This is a genomic window from Psychroflexus halocasei (genome assembly GCF_900107595.1).
In the GTDB taxonomy this organism is placed as follows: domain Bacteria; phylum Bacteroidota; class Bacteroidia; order Flavobacteriales; family Flavobacteriaceae; genus Psychroflexus; species Psychroflexus halocasei.
Genome location: NZ_FNQF01000004.1, coordinates 73,122 through 89,624 on the forward strand (window position 1 = coordinate 73,122; position 16,503 = coordinate 89,624).

At 32.7% G+C, this 16,503-nt stretch carries 19 protein-coding genes; 10 read left to right on the forward strand and 9 right to left on the reverse strand.

Annotated elements, in window-relative coordinates; translation table 11 throughout:
• Positions 1–158: 158 nt before the first annotated feature.
• Positions 159–536 carry a hypothetical protein gene (locus BLV84_RS05825; protein WP_093241380.1) on the forward strand — a complete coding sequence of 126 codons (378 nt, stop codon included), beginning with the start codon at positions 159–161 and terminating at the stop codon, positions 534–536.
• Between the two features lie 6 nt (positions 537–542).
• Positions 543–1,259, forward strand: coding sequence for a YebC/PmpR family DNA-binding transcriptional regulator (locus tag BLV84_RS05830; RefSeq protein ID WP_093241383.1), 717 nt, complete (start codon positions 543–545; stop codon positions 1,257–1,259).
• An 88-nt stretch (positions 1,260–1,347) separates the two neighbouring features.
• Here the strand turns inward: BLV84_RS05830 and BLV84_RS05835 are convergent, their stop codons facing one another.
• On the reverse strand, positions 1,348–1,827 hold the full coding sequence (locus BLV84_RS05835) for an Lrp/AsnC family transcriptional regulator (protein ID WP_093241386.1): 480 nt from the start codon (positions 1,825–1,827) through the stop codon (positions 1,348–1,350).
• An 83-nt stretch (positions 1,828–1,910) separates the two neighbouring features.
• Positions 1,911–3,083, reverse strand: a complete 1,173-nt coding sequence (locus BLV84_RS05840) for a M14 family zinc carboxypeptidase (protein WP_093241395.1) — start codon at positions 3,081–3,083, stop codon at positions 1,911–1,913.
• Between the two features lie 287 nt (positions 3,084–3,370).
• Here BLV84_RS05840 and BLV84_RS05845 point away from each other — a divergent pair, with 287 nt between their 5' ends.
• Both BLV84_RS05845 and BLV84_RS05850 read left to right on the forward strand, forming a co-directional pair.
• Positions 3,371–3,772, forward strand: coding sequence for a helix-turn-helix transcriptional regulator (locus BLV84_RS05845; protein WP_093241400.1), 402 nt, complete (start codon positions 3,371–3,373; stop codon positions 3,770–3,772).
• A 24-nt stretch (positions 3,773–3,796) separates the two neighbouring features.
• A complete protein-coding gene (locus tag BLV84_RS05850; RefSeq protein WP_093241403.1) occupies positions 3,797–4,171 on the forward strand; it encodes a DNA topoisomerase IV in 375 nt (124 codons plus the stop codon).
• Here BLV84_RS05850 and BLV84_RS05855 read toward each other — a convergent pair.
• The 7 genes from BLV84_RS05855 to BLV84_RS05885 form a co-directional block, all read right to left on the reverse strand.
• Positions 4,168–6,735: a DNA gyrase/topoisomerase IV subunit A gene (locus tag BLV84_RS05855; RefSeq protein ID WP_093241406.1), complete on the reverse strand. Its 2,568-nt coding sequence runs from the start codon at positions 6,733–6,735 to the stop codon at positions 4,168–4,170. The two genes, BLV84_RS05850 and BLV84_RS05855, sit on opposite strands and share 4 nt — an antisense overlap.
• A 3-nt stretch (positions 6,736–6,738) precedes the next feature.
• Positions 6,739–7,224, reverse strand: coding sequence for a hypothetical protein (locus BLV84_RS05860; protein WP_093241409.1), 486 nt, complete (start codon positions 7,222–7,224; stop codon positions 6,739–6,741).
• Positions 7,211–9,073, reverse strand: coding sequence for a DNA topoisomerase IV subunit B (locus BLV84_RS05865; protein ID WP_093241412.1), 1,863 nt, complete (start codon positions 9,071–9,073; stop codon positions 7,211–7,213). The genes BLV84_RS05860 and BLV84_RS05865 overlap by 14 nt, the downstream gene beginning before the upstream one ends.
• A gap of 226 nt (positions 9,074–9,299) precedes the next feature.
• A complete protein-coding gene (ytxJ, locus tag BLV84_RS05870) occupies positions 9,300–9,674 on the reverse strand; it encodes a bacillithiol system redox-active protein YtxJ (protein ID WP_093241415.1) in 375 nt (124 codons plus the stop codon).
• An 11-nt stretch (positions 9,675–9,685) separates the two neighbouring features.
• Complete coding sequence (locus BLV84_RS05875) at positions 9,686–10,723, reverse strand: RluA family pseudouridine synthase (RefSeq protein WP_093241417.1); 1,038 nt, start codon at positions 10,721–10,723, stop codon at positions 9,686–9,688.
• Positions 10,716–11,333: a PASTA domain-containing protein gene (locus BLV84_RS05880; protein ID WP_093241420.1), complete on the reverse strand. Its 618-nt coding sequence runs from the start codon at positions 11,331–11,333 to the stop codon at positions 10,716–10,718. The genes BLV84_RS05875 and BLV84_RS05880 overlap by 8 nt, the downstream gene beginning before the upstream one ends.
• 140 nt (positions 11,334–11,473) lie before the next feature.
• A complete protein-coding gene (locus tag BLV84_RS05885) occupies positions 11,474–11,824 on the reverse strand; it encodes a 4Fe-4S binding protein (RefSeq protein WP_093241423.1) in 351 nt (116 codons plus the stop codon).
• A 63-nt stretch (positions 11,825–11,887) separates the two neighbouring features.
• On the opposite strand from BLV84_RS05885, the gene BLV84_RS05890 reads away from it, so the two are divergent.
• The 6 genes from BLV84_RS05890 to BLV84_RS05915 are packed head-to-tail and all read left to right on the forward strand — an operon-like array spanning position 11,888 to position 16,479.
• Positions 11,888–12,925 (forward strand): aldehyde dehydrogenase family protein, encoded by a 1,038-nt coding sequence (locus BLV84_RS05890; protein ID WP_093241426.1) that lies wholly within the window; start codon positions 11,888–11,890, stop codon positions 12,923–12,925.
• A 2-nt stretch (positions 12,926–12,927) separates the two neighbouring features.
• Complete coding sequence (gene serC / locus BLV84_RS05895) at positions 12,928–14,004, forward strand: 3-phosphoserine/phosphohydroxythreonine transaminase (RefSeq protein ID WP_093241429.1); 1,077 nt, start codon at positions 12,928–12,930, stop codon at positions 14,002–14,004.
• The gene (locus BLV84_RS05900; RefSeq protein WP_093241432.1) at positions 14,004–14,957 is read left to right on the forward strand and encodes an NAD(P)-dependent oxidoreductase; all 954 of its coding nucleotides are present in this window, start codon (positions 14,004–14,006) and stop codon (positions 14,955–14,957) included. The genes serC and BLV84_RS05900 overlap by 1 nt, the downstream gene beginning before the upstream one ends.
• Before the next feature lie 5 nt (positions 14,958–14,962).
• Positions 14,963–15,718: a septal ring lytic transglycosylase RlpA family protein gene (locus BLV84_RS05905; protein ID WP_093241436.1), complete on the forward strand. Its 756-nt coding sequence runs from the start codon at positions 14,963–14,965 to the stop codon at positions 15,716–15,718.
• 20 nt (positions 15,719–15,738) lie between these two features.
• Positions 15,739–16,143, forward strand: coding sequence for a DUF6146 family protein (locus BLV84_RS05910; protein ID WP_093241441.1), 405 nt, complete (start codon positions 15,739–15,741; stop codon positions 16,141–16,143).
• A gap of 18 nt (positions 16,144–16,161) precedes the next feature.
• On the forward strand, positions 16,162–16,479 hold the full coding sequence (locus BLV84_RS05915; RefSeq protein WP_093241445.1) for a DUF6787 family protein: 318 nt from the start codon (positions 16,162–16,164) through the stop codon (positions 16,477–16,479).
• Positions 16,480–16,503: the final 24 nt, after the last annotated feature.

Below are 16,503 nucleotides of genomic sequence, written 5' to 3' on the forward strand. Positions count from 1 at the left end.
AATGATTTAAATTTTTGAGTATTCTACACCACTTCATTCGAGACCTGTATCTTGAAATATTTAATTCATGTAAAAAAAATCAAAAATCTTTGTTCGAAAGCTTCAACTTGTCAGTCTAAAATTTATTTTTGTAAAAAAATCAGACTAAATACATAACATTGGAAAATAAAAAAGCATTAAAACTCATTGATCAGATCATAAAGGAAACTCAAGAAGCTAATATCATTACTGATACGACAATCGACCAACTTAAAGAGTTGAGACCTTTTGCTGTTGATGAAAAGCTTCCTGTCGTTGCAAAGTCTATCCGCTTAGCATATGAACATATAGAAGAATATGAGGTTTTCATTATTCCTATTCCACAAGACGAACCTTTAGAAACAGAAGAAGATGCTGATGAAACTGAAGAAGATGATGCAATCACAGGTGTTGAAAGCTTTGTTTACTTTATGAATTTGATTAAAAATCAACATAAAAAAGTCAACGAAGACGAATTGAGAGAATATAACGAAAAATTTGAGGCTTTCGCCGAATAACAGATTATGGGGAGAGCATTTGAGTTTAGAAAAGAGAGAAAAATGAAGCGCTGGTCTGCTATGGCCAAAACTTTTACGCGCTTAGGAAAAGATATTGTCATGGCTGTTAAAGATGGCGGTCCTGATCCTGAAGCAAACTCTAAACTGCGTGCTGTCATACAAAACTGTAAGACTGCCAATATGCCCAAAGACAATATCGAAAGAGCGATTAAACGCGCTTCTGATAAAAGTCTGGGTGACTACAAAAATGTTCTTTTTGAAGGCTATGCACCGCATGGTATCGCTGTTTTGGTTGAAACTGCGACCGATAACAATAATCGAACTGTAGCAAATGTACGCTCTTATTTTAATAAATGTGATGGTAATTTAGGTACATCTGGTTCTGTTGAGTTTATGTTTGACCATATCTGTAATTTCATTATCAAAAATGAAAATATAGACAAGGATGAGTTAGAATTAGAACTCATCGATTTTGGTGCTGAAGAATTATTTGAAGATGAAGATGGCATTCACATCGACGCTCCTTTTGAAAGTTTTGGAAGTTTACAAAAAGAACTCGAAAGCAGAAACTACGAAATTTCATCTTCTGGTTTTGAGAGAGTGCCGCAAGTCACTAAAAAATTAACAGAAGAACAAGAAGTTGAAGTTCAAAAACTTTTGGATTTGCTTGACGATGATGATGATGTTCAAAATGTATATCACACCTTGGATAGTTCTAATTAATTAGACCAAAACTAAGCTTAAAAACACAAAAAAGCTTGTTAGCAATGACTAACAAGCTTTTTTTATATTAAAATCTAAAACTTAAAGTTTACATTTCTTCAAAAATAGATTTCATTAATCTCGTTTTGTCATTTAAGCTTTCTTCTAAAGAAATCATCGTCTCAGTTCGGCTCACACCATCGATATCATCAATTTTAAAAATGACATTTTTAGCATGTTCAGTGTTTTTTGCTCTAATTTTCACAAAAAGGTTAAACTTGCCAGTTGTCACGTGAGCAACAGTAATATTTGGAATATCCTCTAACCTATTTAACACGAACTGGGTTTGTGATGTTTTTTCTAAAAAAATACCAACGTAAGCGATGAAATTGTAACCCAATGAGTTATAATTTAATGTCAATGAAGAACCTTGAATGATCTTAGCTTCTTCCATTTTCCTAACTCTAACGTGAACAGTTCCAGCCGAAATGTTTAATTTCTTAGCGATGTCAGTAAATGGTGTTCTCGTGTTTTCGATTAACATATTGAGTATCTGATGATCAATATCGTCTAATTTGAATTTTGCCATTTATAAATTGTATTATATTTATTTTTAAAAAGAATTGACTGCAAAATTAATTATTAAAAGCAAATTATACGTTAAAAAAATCATTAAATTTCAAATTTCACTACGAAAACGTTTGCGTTAATTGTTAAGGATTTCACAATTGCTTGTAACTCAATTTTTTCTGAATTTATCTGAATATCTTCTAATTCAGCATCCATAGTTTGATGTCCAAAAATATGATCTAGGTTTCCTATTTGATCGATATAAGGCTCAAATATAAGAGTCGATTTTTCTGATAGAATCTCGCGATATCTAATAGATATGTCTAAAGTTTCTGTTTCTGACACCGAATAATTTTTAATCAATAAATCAGTGTAGTTTTTTGAGTTTTCAGGAATTGAATGATAGTATATGTCTGAATTTTCTGATGTTTGAAAATCCTTCAACTCAATCAATGCGCGAATTAAACCAATAAAACACAACTTTCGCGTTTTTTCTCTTGCATAATCATTCCCTGTATGACCTGCTTCAACTAAAACAGTTGGTAAAGCTCTGGCATGCAGGTTGTCACCAAAGCAATTGATATTAAAAGCGTCATCATACCTTCCAATTTGTTCTGGAATAAATTTTTGCAGTACTTGATGCATAGAATTAATCACATGCATTGATTTTAAACGCGTTTCATTAAGTGATCTATCTTTACGATAAGAAGCTGATAGAAAAGAAAGTTGTGCAGCTTGAGATTCTTCAGCTTCAAAAATACTACGCTGATCATGCATATTAAAGCAAAAATCTGGTTTAAAATCGTCGATAATGCGCATTAATAATTTTGTTTCTGGCTGGCTTTGATCTTTTGCATCTCTGTTTAAATCAACTTGATTTGCATTTGTTCGTGTCCATGCAAAACTACCATCAGGATTAAGAACTGGAATAATTTTAATCCTTAAATGATTTAAAAGATCAGCTTCATCAGAATTTTTAAATTTTGAACTCAAAAAATAGTAGATCAAATCATAAACAGCTTTTGTTGTTGTCGATTCGTTACCATGCATTTGTGACCATATCAAAATTTTGAATGAACCTTGACCAAATTCAAAAGAAGAAATAACACGATCTAAAACAGAATTACCTTCATTAACAATTTGATGCTGATGTGAAATCTGATGATTTAATTTATTGATTAATGGTTCAGATAAATATCTCACAGCTCCAATTGGAGATTTAATATCTGAATAATCTTTGTAAAGTTCTTGATATAAATTAAGCTCTTCTTCCATGTTTACAAATGTAAAAAAGTATTTGTTTACAACTTTAAACAAGAAAAGACACTCAACTTTTTACAATTGTAACCGCTTTTCATTAGCAAACCTCAAGTAAAGTTACATTTGCAACCTTCAGGAATCATGATTTATATAAATTATATTATTTGCTTAACTATCAATAAGTTAACTCACACTATATAAACTTTAAGTTTAAACAAAATAAGCTCTTGAAAGCCGTTTTGATGATAGGTTTTAATTGTTTACTTTTGTGTGGTTACAATATTATACAAACATATTTTACAATGATAAACAGTGAAGCCTTTGCTAAACGTCTAGAAGAAATTTTGAAATATTACGATTTATCAGCTTCTTCTTTCGCTGAAAAAATTGATGTTGGTCGTGCTTCTATTTCTCATATCCTATCAGGTCGAAATAAACCTAGCCTAGATTTTGTTATGAAGATTGTAAAGGAATTTTCTGAAGTAGAATTGTATTGGTTGATCAACGGAAAAGGTCAATTTCCTAAAAATAACGAAACTACGCCTCCATCAAAAAAAACTCAACCAGAAAAAAAATCAAATCAAAATTATAAGATTTCTAATGATCAAAATCTTCAATCTGAAAAGCAGTTATCATCTGAAGTTTCTAAAGTTATTGTTTTTTATAAAGATGGTCGTTTTGAAGTATTTGATGAACAAATTTGATATTTTTGCAGAAAATAAAAATTGATGAGAATTCTTAAATTTCTTTTATTGCCACTTCTTTTTAGCGCTTGCTATTCTTCAGAAAGAGATTGTGAAAAGTTCAGAACAGGAACTTTTGAATTTGATGCCTTAATCAATGGTGAAGTCGTGACAACAACTTTTGTCAGAAACGATTCTATTGAAATAGAAACTTACAATGGCAAAACTGACACAGCATCGATCAGATGGATCAATGATTGCCAGTACATCTTGAAGTCTTTAAATCCTGAAAGTATGGCTGAGAAAAAGCCTATTGAGATGCGTATTCTCTACTCTGACGGAAATACTTATACATTTCAGTACAATATCGTGGGAGACACCAATACTCAACAAGGTACGGCAACCAAGATTAGTGATTAAAACAAACTTGCTTGCGTCTCGTCTGAGTCTGGCTTTTCTTCAATAATCTCCTCCTCAGCTTCCTCATATTCGGGAGCTGGTAAAGATTCAATTAAATCGATTTGTTTGACTTTGTCTGTGGTTAATTGATTGCCCTGAGCTTTGATACCTTTCACTGATATGAACTCCTCTAAACTCTCAATTTGATTTGGCTTTCTCTCCTTTCCTTTAGCTTTAACAAACTCAATTTCTATCTGAGGTTTATAATCCGTACTGACTATCTCTAATTGTGAATCTTGATGTTCTGTAATGATCAATTCATCTTTATCAGGCTGTTCAATTAAAAAGCGTTTAACATAAAAACGTTCTTTTTCACCTTCCCAATAAACGATTGAGATTGGCTTTTTAGGATTCCATTTTTCTAAAACAACAATATCGTTTTCAAAGCGTGTTGTCAATTCAGGAATAATAACTTTTGCAAAACCATTTTGACGAATCACTAATAGTCGATCTTCACCTTTAAAAGCACCCAGTAATTCTCCTCTTTCATCAGTATTCAATCTTCTCACAGTATCATCAAACCAAATTTTACGTGGTTTAAGCGTCGAAACGCCTTCTTCTTTGAGTTCAACTTTTTTAACAGGAAGTTTTGTGACTAAATTACCTTTAACGCCACGTCCTTTAATCGCTAATTCAGAAAAATCAATATCAAACTTTAAGCGTTTAAGACCTTTTTTATGTCGCAAGTGAACACTTACAATTTCGGCTTCACCATTTGGATTACATGAAAAATATGAAATTCTCGAACCTGATTTACCACGTGTCATATCGTAGGCTTTATCGCGCGTAACGGAAGTAACCGCAAATCGCTTCATAAAACTATGACCGTTTTTGCCATCATTGTAAATCAAGTTATAAATCGTTCTTTTGTCCTTTCTTTTAAAGATACCAACGTGAATAATGTTTTTACCAATAAAAGTTTTCGTGTCAACCTTTGTCACCATCATTGTTCCACTTTCCGTAAAACAGATAATGTCATCAATATCGCTACAATCTGTGACGTATTCGTCTTTTTTCAAGGCAGTTCCTATAAAACCTTCTTTTCTATTGACGTATAATTTTGTATTTCGAATAACAACTTTTGAAGCTTCAATATCTTCAAAAATGCTAATTTCAGATTGACGTTCTTTTCCTTTTCCGTATTTCTTTTTTAGAGATTTGAAATAATCAATTGAAAAATCAATAAGATTGTCAAGATTGTTTTTGACTTCTTCAACTTCATCTTCTAAAGCTTCAATTTTTTGTTGGGCTTTATCAAGATCAAATTTCGAGATTCTCTTGATCTTAATCTCTGTCAGCCTAACGATATCCTCTTCAGTGACTTCTCTTTTAAGATGACCAGTATAAGGCTTCAAGCCTCTGTCAATCGCCTGAATTACGCCTTTCCATGTTTCTTCTTCTTCAATATCACGATAAATTCTGTTCTCGATAAATATTTTTTCTAGAGAAGAATAGTGCCATTGCGCTTCTAACTCACCTAATTTGATTTCTAATTCAAGCTTAAGCAAACTTACAGTTCTATCTGTACTAATTCTAAGAAGTTCACTGACACCTAAAAATTGTGGTTTATCATCAACAATAACGCAACTCAAAGGAGAAATTGACATTTCGCAATTTGTAAAAGCGTAAAGTGCATCAATTGTTTTATCAGGAGAAATCGACGTTGGGATATGAACTAAAATTTCAACTTGAGAAGAAGTATTGTCTTCTATCTTCTTTATTTTAATTTTTCCTTTATCGTTTGCCTTTAGAATGGAATCAATTAAACTTGATGTATTTGTTCCGTAAGGAATCTCAGAAATGACAAGCGTATTTTTGTCTCGTGCTGAAATTTTTGCACGAACACGAACTTTCCCGCCTCTTAAACCATCATTATAGTTTGTCACATCAATGATTCCAGCAGTCGGAAAATCAGGAAATATTTTAAATCTTTTTCCTTTTAAATGCTTAATTGAAGCATCGATCAATTCATTGAAGTTGTGAGGTAAAATTTTAGTACTTAAACCAACAGCAATACCTTCTGCACCTTGTGCGAGAACCATCGGAAACTTAACAGGTAAATTAATCGGTTCTTCTTTTCGTCCATCGTAAGATAATTGCCAATCAGTCGTTTTTGGATTAAAAACAACCTCTAGAGCAAATTTTGTTAAACGTGCTTCAATATATCTAGGTGCTGCAGCACTATCGCCTGTTAGTATATTTCCCCAGTTTCCTTGTGTATCAATCAGCAAATCTTTTTGTCCAATTTGCACCATTGCGTCTGCTATACTCGCATCACCATGTGGATGATATTGCATGGTATGACCGACAATATTAGCCACTTTGTTGTATCTGCCATCATCTAAATCCTTCATCGAATGCATGATACGGCGGTGTACTGGCTTAAAACCATCAACAATAGATGGTACGGCGCGTTCTAAAATAACATAAGAAGCATAATCAAGAAACCAATCTTGATACATGCTATTAATTTTTACTGAAACGTCTTTATCATCGTTTTCAGGTATATCCGGAAATTCACTCATAGATTAAGAAGCCGTTTGAAGATGTTGATTTTGTTGTAATAATTTGCTTAATGATTTTTTAAGATATCTTACTTTTCGAGGACTTAAAAGCGTTACATTAATGCTGATTTTTTTAGTTTTATCATTTTTCTTATAATGAATAACCAATTTTTTAAAAAACAAAAAATTAATCACTTTACAATCAGTTATACTATCTTTTTTGACTTCATACCTTTTGTCGCGATAATTTGTGATTTGCGAAAGAATAATTCCTCTTGTATAAATACTTAAAAGCGTTCCTTCACTGTCATATTCAAAATATCGTCCTGCATAATATGTGTAAAAAATTGAAAGAACAATCAAAGCTTCTATTGCGTAGAAAAGTTTATTTGATCTGATGAATTGAGCACCTAAAACTTGGTTTAGAAAAATAAACAAAAAGAAAAGCACCACTAGAAAATAGTAGATTCCAGGAATCATTTTTGTCGCACGATAGTTAGTTAATCTCATCTTGTAATTCTTCAGCTAAATCAACTTCAACTTTTAGGTTATCAATAATAAAATCTTGTCTTTGTGGCGTATTTTTTCCCATATAAAACTTCAATAACTCTTCAATACTTTGATCGCGATCAAGCATCACTGGATCTAAACGAATATCTTCACCAATAAAATTAACAAATTCATCTGGTGAAATTTCACCTAAACCTTTAAACCTGGTAATTTCTGGTTTGCCCTTTATCTTTTTTAAAGCATCCTTTCTTTCTTGTTCAGAATAACAATAAAAAGTTTGTTTTTTATCTCTCACTCTAAAAAGTGGTGTTTGCAATATATACAAATGACCACGTTTAATAAGTTCAGGAAAAAATTGCAAGAAGAAAGTGATAATCAATAAACGAATGTGCATACCATCAACATCGGCATCCGTCGCAATCACAATATTGTTATACCTTAAATCTTCTAAAGTATCTTCAATATCCAGAGCAGCTTGAAGTAAGTTAAATTCTTCATTTTCATAAACAATTTTCTTACTTAAACCGTAAGAATTCAAAGGTTTACCTCTTAAACTGAAAACAGCTTGCGTATTGACATTTCTAGACTTTGTGATACTTCCACTCGCCGAGTCTCCCTCGGTAATGAATAATGTAGAGTCTAAATAATTTTCTTTTTTAGTGTCGGTCAAGTGAACTCGACAGTCACGAAGTTTTTTATTGTGTAAACTCGCTTTTTTAGCGCGTTCTTTAGCTAATTTTCTAATACCAGATAAATCTTTTCGCTCTTTTTCAGCCTGAAGAATTTTTCTGTGTATGTTATCAGCAACATCAGTATTTCTGTGAAGGTAATTATCAAGTTTTGTTTTTACAAAGTCAACAACATAAGTTCGTACTGTTGGAAATTTACCTCCCATTTCAGTTGAACCCAATTTTGTTTTTGTCTGACTTTCAAAAATCGGTTCCATCACTTTGATGCTAATCGCCGAAACAATAGATTTTCTGACATCACTTGGCTCAAAATTTTTACCGTAAAACTCTCTTATCGTTTTAACAATCGCTTCTCTAAAAGCTGATTGATGCGTTCCGCCTTGCGTCGTATGTTGTCCATTAACAAATGAATGATACTCCTCGCTATACTGAGCTTTACTGAATGTTAGCGCAACTTCAATATCTTCTCCTTTTAAATGAATAATCGGGAAAAGTTGATCTTTTTCTGCAATACGATCGCCTAATAAATCTTTTAAGCCATCTTCAGAGTAAAATTTTTCTCCGTTAAAAATTATCGTTAATCCCGGGTTGAGATAAACATAATTTTTAAGCATTTTTTCAATGTACTCTTTACGGTAATTGAATTTTTTAAAAATTTCTGGATCAGGTGTGAAAGTGACTTTAGTTCCTCGGCGCCTTGAAGTATCATCTAAAGATTCTGTATCTTTTAATTCACCTTGTTCAAATTCAGCAGAAACGGATTTATTATCTCTAGTCGATTCAACTCTAAAAAAACTTGATAAAGCATTGACGGCTTTTGTACCAACACCATTTAAACCAACAGATTTTTTAAAAGCCTTGGTATCATATTTTCCACCAGTGTTCATTTTAGAAACAACATCTACAACTTTCCCAAGCGGAATACCACGACCGTAGTCGCGGACAATAACGCGTGAATTGTGAACAGAAACTTCAATTGTTCGGCCAGAACCCATCACAAACTCATCAATGGAATTATCTAAAACTTCTTTTAGTAGAATATAAATTCCATCATCGGCGCTCGAGCCATCACCTAGTTTACCAATGTACATGCCTGGTCGCATACGGATATGCGCTTTCCAGTCTAATGATTTAATATTGTCTTCTGTATATGATGTCATGTTTTGGCTCCTAACTTTGGTGTGCGTAATTTATCGCTTTCAAATTTATTAAAATCAACCGAATAATAAGGCTTTTTTATTGAAAATACAATCAATCATGACAATAAAAAGCTTGTTCTTATTGAAGAACATTCATCGTTGAAAAGCTATTCTACCTCATCATGAAAATTAAATCTAATTATTAAATTTCGAATCATTTAACAAATACCTTCAACTCATCGGATTTTTAAAAATCTATAGCGTTAATCGCACTATGTGAAGCATGTGAAACAACCAATTCGTTATCAAGAATAATCAATTGTGGCGATTGATGAATGACTTGAAATTCATGCATCAAAGCATCTGAAACATCTCGGTGAGCTAAAATATCAACGTAAAAATAAAGAACATCTTCTCTATCTTCAACTTTAGATTGAAATTGTCGCCACACCATTCCGCTAATACCGCAGCGTGTTGAATGTTTGAAAATGATAATTTTTTTATCTTTCGATAAATCCTTGATGACATTAATTTGATCAGTAGATGTCAATTTCTTCCACAAACTCGGATTTTGTGATTCTTCAGTTTCCTTTTTGCCAAATATTTTATCGATCAATCCCATTATAAAAAAGCTTATTGTTCCTTAATACTATTGACAGCATAATTTCGCCATTTCTCAATACAATTCTGAATATCACTTGGTATTTCAGAATTAAAACTCATCCATTCACCTGTTGTCGGGTGCTCAAAGCCTAAGGTTTTAGCATGTAAAGCTTGACGAGGTAATATTTTAAAACAATTATCAACAAATTGTTTATATTTTGTAAAAGTTGTTCCTTTCAGAATTTTATCACCACCATAGCGCTCATCATTAAATAAGGTATGTCCTAAATATTTCATATGAACGCGTATTTGATGCGTCCGACCAGTTTCTAAGCGACAAGTCACCAAAGTGACATATCCTAAACGTTCCAAGACTTTATAATGTGTGATGGCTTCTTTCCCAAACTCATTATCATCTTCATAAACCATATATTGCAGTCGGTTTTTAGGATTTCTACCGATATTTCCTTCGATAACACCTTCATCTTCTTTTACATTTCCCCAAACCATCGCCACGTATTCACGTTGACTTGTTTTATGAAAAAATTGACGTGAAAGATGCGTCATCGCTTCTTCGGTTTTGGCAACAACCAAAAGTCCGCTTGTATCTTTATCAATTCTGTGAACCAGACCTGGCCTGTCGCTAGAATTATTAGGCAAATTATCAAAATGAAAGACCAATGCATTGATTAATGTCCCTGAATAATTACCGTGACCAGGATGTACAACCATTCCCGCTTCTTTATTAACAACTAATAAAGCATCATCTTCATAAACAATATCAAGAGGAATATCTTCAGCCGTTAAAAGGTTTTCATAAGGTGGATACTCTAATAAAACCTTGACTTCATCATGTGCTTTGACCTTATAATTTTGCTTAACTGCAACTCCATTGACAAATATGTTTCCATCTTTTGCTGCTGCTTGAATTTTATTTCGTGTAGCATTCTCAATGAAATTCATTAAAAACTTGTCAACACGTAAAGGAACTTGTCCTGAAGACGCCTTAAAACTATGGTGCTCGTATAACTCGTCATTATCTTGTTCTGATCTTTTTTGATCACTCATTGGTTTCTATTTTTAGAGAATCTGATTCTATTTCTTCACTAAACTCTTCATTATATCTAAGACTTCCATCACTAATAACAATAATGATTTCACTATTTTTTTTGAGCATTTCCCCAGCTTCTAAAGTTGCATCGTCGTGTTTCAATTCAAGTACTGAACCTTTTGCCCATCCTGGCTTTTCAACAACTTCAACAATTTTAAAACCCATCGCTTCAAGAGTTGGCTGAACCTGTCTTAAGGTTCTTGAAATTAAGTTTTCAGGAATTTCAACATCGATATAATCAGAAGGATTAACTGTTAAGTAAATTTTTCTATTATCTTTTACCATTGCTCCTGCTTTCGGGTTTTGTTCAATAACAGAGAAAGCTGGATAATCAGGATTGTAATTTGCTGAATCTAGTACTTCAAAGCGCATATTCACTTCATCCAATTTTTTATCAACAATATCTAATGAGAGTTTTGATAAATCAGGAACTTTAATTGTCTCACCGTGGTTTGTTGTAGCTGAGAGCCATTGTGTCGCACCAAAGATGAGAACAACAATTAAAAGAATAGCAATGATGATTTGCTTCAAAAAAGCTTTGCTAGATAAAAACTTAAATAATGACATTTGAAAATGAATTTCTGCAAATATACATATTGTAAGCTTTACTATATTTCTGAGATCAAAAGTTTTATGTTTAAACTTTAATCAAAAAAAAAATCGAACCTCATGAGATTCGATTTTCATTTTTAAGCTTATTTAGACATTTATTTTTTATGCATGAAAGCTTGTTTTTCCAGTAGTTCTTCTTCAGTTTCCACATGATCTTCATCAGGAATACAGCAGTCAACAGGACAAACAGCCGCACATTGCGGTTCTTCGTGGAAGCCCATACATTCAGTACACTTATCAGTCACAATGAAATAAAATTCGTCACTCACCGGCTCATTTGATTCTTCAGCATTCACTTCTTTTCCATCTGGCAAAACGACATCGCCTTCCAGATCAGTTCCGTCAGCATAACGCCAATCATCAGCACCTTCGTAGATCGCTGTGTTTGGACATTCAGGCTCACAAGCACCACAATTTATACACTCATCTGTTATTATTATAGCCATTTTTTCTATTATTTACGTAAGTTTGCTCAAAATTACTCACTATCGACCTGAAAAACAAATTCTATGTCATTAGAAGCTAAAAAAAAAGGATTAAAGCAATTACAAAGTTTTCTTAATAGTTATTTATCAGCATTTCAAAACGATAATTTACATGACGGCTATCAAGAATTTAATGATATTGTTGTCAAATCAAAACAACACAATGCATGGTTTAGCGTTCAAAATATTCATAAAGCAATTGGTTCGTGGGTAGAGGCTTTGTCTGAAGAAAATATCAATACTTGGCTCAAGCCTTATGATTTAAATAATATCAACAAAAAGAAAGTGGCAATCATATCTGCAGGAAATGTTCCGCTTGTTGGTTTTCATGATTGTCTTTCTGTATTTTTAACTGGACACGATCTTGTTTTAAAATATTCTTCTAAAGACAAATTCCTAACTCCTTACCTTCTAAAATTTTTACAAAACACCGGTAATTTTGATTCAAAACTAGAAGTAACAGACGGACAGCTTTCAGATTTTGATGCTGTAATCGCTACTGGAAGCAACAATACTTCTCGTTATTTTGAATATTATTTCAAAAATAAACCCAATATTATTCGTAAAAACAGAAACTCTGTTGCCGTTTTATCTGGGAATGAAACCGATGACGAATTAAAAAACCTGGGAAATGATATTTTTCAATATTTTGGTTTAGGATGCAGAAATGTCTCAAAAGTCTTTGTCCCTAAAGGTTATGATTTTTCAAAATTCTTTGAAGCCATTTATGGTTTTGGCGACTTGATTCATCATCATAAATACGCAAACAATTACGATTATAACAAAGCAGTTTATTTGATGAGTGAAATCAAATTGTTTGATAATAACTTTTTAGTTCTTAAAGAAGATCAATCATACAGCTCTCCTATCGCTTGCTTGTTTTATGAACACTATGAAGATTTAAATCAAATAGAAAAGAAACTCAATATCGATAGAGATTTGTTGCAGTGCAAAGTTGGGCATCTTGATTTTACTGAAATCGGTTTTGGCGAAACGCAATCTCCACAGCTATGGGATTATGCAGATGATGTTGATACAATTCTTTTCCTTAAAGATTTATAAGTATGCAAAGGTTACACAATTTTAGCGCCGGACCTTGCACATTGCCAGATGAAATTTTTGAAAAAGCCTCACAAGCTGTGATAAATTTTGATGGCTCAGGACTCTCAATTCTTGAAACTTCTCATAGAAGCGAAGCATTTACTGAAGTTATTCAGAAGGCACAAAGTTTAGCTTTAGAGCTGTCAGGATTGAAAAACAAAAACTATTACGCTTTATTTCTTCATGGTGGCGCGAGCTTTCAGTTTATGATGACAGCCTATAATTTACTTGTAAATAAAGCTGCATTTATAGAGACAGGTAGATGGTCAGAAAATGCAATTGCTGAAGCTCAATATTTCGGTAAAACAGAAATTATAGCTTCTTCAAAAGATAAAAATCACACCTATATTCCAAAAAAAATCCAGTGTCCAAGCGATGTTGATTACTTGCATTTCACGAGCAACAATACCATCTATGGAACACAGTTCAAAAGCTTTCCTCAAACTGAAGTTCCTTTAGTTTGCGACATGAGTAGTGATATTTTTTCAAGACAGATAGATTTTTCACAGTTTGATTTAATCTATGCAGGTGCTCAAAAAAATATTGGTCCTGCTGGTGCAACTCTTGTTTTAGTGAAAGAAGATATTTTAGGAAAAGTTACTCGGAAAATACCTTCAATTTTAGATTATCAAAAGCAAATTAAAGCGAAAAGTGTTTACAATACGTCTCCTGTTTTTTCAATATATGTCTCAATGTTAAATCTAGAATGGTTAGTGAGACAAGGCGGTTTAAAAGTTATTGAAAAAAGGAATCAAGAAAAAGCTGAAATGCTTTATCACGAAATAGACAGAAACTCTCTTTTTAAAGCTTATGCTAAAAAGCAAGATCGATCAATGATGAATGCCGTTTTCACTTCAGTAGATTCGAAATTTGATGAAAAATTTCTGAATTTTGCAAATCAGCATCAAATAAGCGGAATAAAAGGTCATCGAAGTCTTGGTGGATTTCGTGCATCAATGTATAATGCATTAGGAATTGAAAGCTTAGAAAAGCTTGTGAACTGCATGAAAGAATTTGAAAAAAACACAAATACTATTTAATGAATATATTAATCAACGACGGGCTTTCAGCTTCGGCTGTTAAGCTTTTAGAAGACCAAGACCATAAACTTTATCCTATTAAAGTTGCTCAATCACAGCTTGTTAACTATATCAATAAGCATCATATTGAAGCAATTATAATTGGAAATGACACTAAAATAAACAGCCAGATTATTGATGCTTGTACTGATTTAAAAATCATTGCAAAAACAGGAAGTGAACTCAACAACATTGATTTTGTTTACGCTAAAACCCGAGGCTTAAAAGTTTTCAACTCTCCTGATCAATCATCAGAAAGCGTTGCAGAACTTGTGATTGCTCACGCTCTAAGTTGTATGAGGCATCTGAAAAACACAAATAGAGATATGCCTCTAGAAGGTGATCAAAGATTTACTGAAATCCAGAAAGCAGCAGCTAAAGGTCAAGAACTTAAAGGCAAAACAATAGGAATCATTGGTTTTGAAAAATTAGGGCAAACTCTAGCTCAAAAAGCAATTGCACTTGGTATGAAGATTTTGGCATACGATCCTAAAGTGAATGAAGCTCAAGTCAATCTTGAGTTTTTTGATCAACAAAAATTGAGTTTTAAAATTGAAACAACAGATTTAGAAACTTTATTAACCGAATCGGACATCATTTCATTACATACGCCGAGGTTGAAAAAACCGATTTTATCAGCTAAAGAATTTCAAAAAATGAAACCAACAGCTGGCGTTATCAACACCTCTTTTGGCGGAGTTTTAGATGAAGTTGAGCTCGTTAATGCGCTTCATAACAACACGATAGCTTTTGCGGCTTTAGATGTTTTTGAAAATGAGCCACACCCAGAAATTCAAATTTTAATGCAAGATAAAATTTCTTTAAGTCCTCATATTTCAGGCTCAACATTAGAATCTCAAGAACGCATCGGACTTCATATTGCACAACAAATTATTAACTTTGATAAAAATTAATTTTGATGAAAAATTTTAGTTTCGCGTTAATCATGCTTTTTTCAATGAGCATATTTGCACAGACGCAAACAGGAAAAGCTTCTTTTTATGCTAATAAATTTGAAGGAAGACAAACTGCTAGTGGTGAAATTTACAGTCATCATAAAATGACAGCAGCGCACAGAAAACTCCCTTTTGGCACAAAAGTAAAAGTCACAAACCTAACAAATAACAAGTCAGTTATTGTTGAAATTAATGACCGTGGCCCTTTTATTCGAGGTCGAATTATAGATTTATCGAGATCTGCTGCAAAAAAACTTGACTTTATAGGGCTTGGTGTCGCTGATGTAACAATGCAAGTCTTAGATAGTTCTGCAATTGTTTCTGATGACCATATTGACGACGCTGATGTAGAAGCTCCTCAAACTCCTCCTCAAGACAAAAACTCGCCAATCAGCTCCTCATCTAGCGATGAAGCTAAAGCTGATAAGTTTGAAGGTAAAGAATTTTATAAACTGACCGTTGAAAAATTAAGTCCTGATTTTTTTGGAGTTCAGATTGGAAGTTTTCAAGAATTAGCTAATTTAATTCGTTTAGCAGATAACTTAAAATTGAGCTATAACAAAGAAGTCACAGTACAAGTCAAAGCATTTAACGAAGTTAAAGTTTATACATTAATCCTTGGAGAATTTAAAAACAGATTGGCCGCCGAAAGATTTAGAGATAAAATTGATAAAAAATATCCTGATGCATTTATCGTTGATATGACGGAAAATGATTAAATTGAGGTAAACATTCTGTTATGAGAATTTTTGTAATCATATTTTTATTCATGATTTTAGGCGTTGCAAGTTGTAGCACCTCCAAAACTGTTAATAATCAATCCAGTCAATCAGATACTCAAATTAATGGTGACACAATTAGGATTGCTAATGACAGTCTTGAATATGAGGTTATTGTATTTGAACCAGGCTTCGAAAGTTGGTTACAAACTCAAAAGCCTCGCGGCTATTATTCTAAAAGTTATCTAGAACAACGCAATCAATATAATGTCATTATTTATAATAGTCGGGTTTATTCAAGACCGCGTTTATATCCTCAAGAAATTGACTACCAACCACATATTGATTATGGTTATGAGGTTAACTATATGCTTTATCATTATTTCTTATTTTTTGAACAGAAATACAATCAAAAATTGCGTTGAACATTGTAGTTTTGCAGCATGAAAAAATTAAAAGAACGCTGGAATGTTGAGTCTAACTTTCAGCTCATTATCATCTTTATTGTCTTTTCTTTGACAGGATCAACATCTTTGTTTGTTGCTGGACCTGTCCTTAATTTTTTTAGTATCAATAGAGAGGCTTTTCCTGAAGCTTTTTATGGTGCCATATTCTATTACACGTTGAGGATATTGATTATTTTCCCTATCTATCAAGTCTTATTAGTGATTACTGGTGCAGTTTTTGGCCAATTTAAATTTTTCTGGAGTTTTGAAAAGAAAATGTTATGCCGTTTAGGTTTTAAAAACCTTTGTGAATAGTTTTAAAAATATTATTTATAAATG

Excerpts from the sequence above, each read along its gene's own strand:
- BLV84_RS05880 (WP_093241420.1), bottom strand. The coding sequence starts at position 11,333 with ATGTCATTATTTAAGTTTTTATCTAGCAAAGCTTTTTTGAAGCAAATC.
- ytxJ (WP_093241415.1), bottom strand. The coding sequence starts at position 9,674 with ATGGGATTGATCGATAAAATATTTGGCAAAAAGGAAACTGAAGAATCA.
- BLV84_RS05850 (WP_093241403.1), top strand. The coding sequence starts at position 3,797 with ATGAGAATTCTTAAATTTCTTTTATTGCCACTTCTTTTTAGCGCTTGC.
- BLV84_RS05885 (WP_093241423.1), bottom strand. The coding sequence starts at position 11,824 with ATGGCTATAATAATAACAGATGAGTGTATAAATTGTGGTGCTTGTGAG.
- BLV84_RS05860 (WP_093241409.1), bottom strand. The coding sequence starts at position 7,224 with ATGAGATTAACTAACTATCGTGCGACAAAAATGATTCCTGGAATCTAC.
- BLV84_RS05890 (WP_093241426.1), top strand. The coding sequence starts at position 11,888 with ATGTCATTAGAAGCTAAAAAAAAAGGATTAAAGCAATTACAAAGTTTT.
- BLV84_RS05845 (WP_093241400.1), top strand. The coding sequence starts at position 3,371 with ATGATAAACAGTGAAGCCTTTGCTAAACGTCTAGAAGAAATTTTGAAA.
- BLV84_RS05905 (WP_093241436.1), top strand. The coding sequence starts at position 14,963 with ATGAAAAATTTTAGTTTCGCGTTAATCATGCTTTTTTCAATGAGCATA.
- BLV84_RS05875 (WP_093241417.1), bottom strand. The coding sequence starts at position 10,723 with ATGAGTGATCAAAAAAGATCAGAACAAGATAATGACGAGTTATACGAG.
- BLV84_RS05830 (WP_093241383.1), top strand. The coding sequence starts at position 543 with ATGGGGAGAGCATTTGAGTTTAGAAAAGAGAGAAAAATGAAGCGCTGG.
- serC (WP_093241429.1), top strand. The coding sequence starts at position 12,928 with ATGCAAAGGTTACACAATTTTAGCGCCGGACCTTGCACATTGCCAGAT.
- BLV84_RS05900 (WP_093241432.1), top strand. The coding sequence starts at position 14,004 with ATGAATATATTAATCAACGACGGGCTTTCAGCTTCGGCTGTTAAGCTT.
- BLV84_RS05855 (WP_093241406.1), bottom strand. The coding sequence starts at position 6,735 with ATGAGTGAATTTCCGGATATACCTGAAAACGATGATAAAGACGTTTCA.
- BLV84_RS05840 (WP_093241395.1), bottom strand. The coding sequence starts at position 3,083 with ATGGAAGAAGAGCTTAATTTATATCAAGAACTTTACAAAGATTATTCA.
- BLV84_RS05865 (WP_093241412.1), bottom strand. The coding sequence starts at position 9,073 with ATGACATCATATACAGAAGACAATATTAAATCATTAGACTGGAAAGCG.
- BLV84_RS05910 (WP_093241441.1), top strand. The coding sequence starts at position 15,739 with ATGAGAATTTTTGTAATCATATTTTTATTCATGATTTTAGGCGTTGCA.
- BLV84_RS05835 (WP_093241386.1), bottom strand. The coding sequence starts at position 1,827 with ATGGCAAAATTCAAATTAGACGATATTGATCATCAGATACTCAATATG.
- BLV84_RS05915 (WP_093241445.1), top strand. The coding sequence starts at position 16,162 with ATGAAAAAATTAAAAGAACGCTGGAATGTTGAGTCTAACTTTCAGCTC.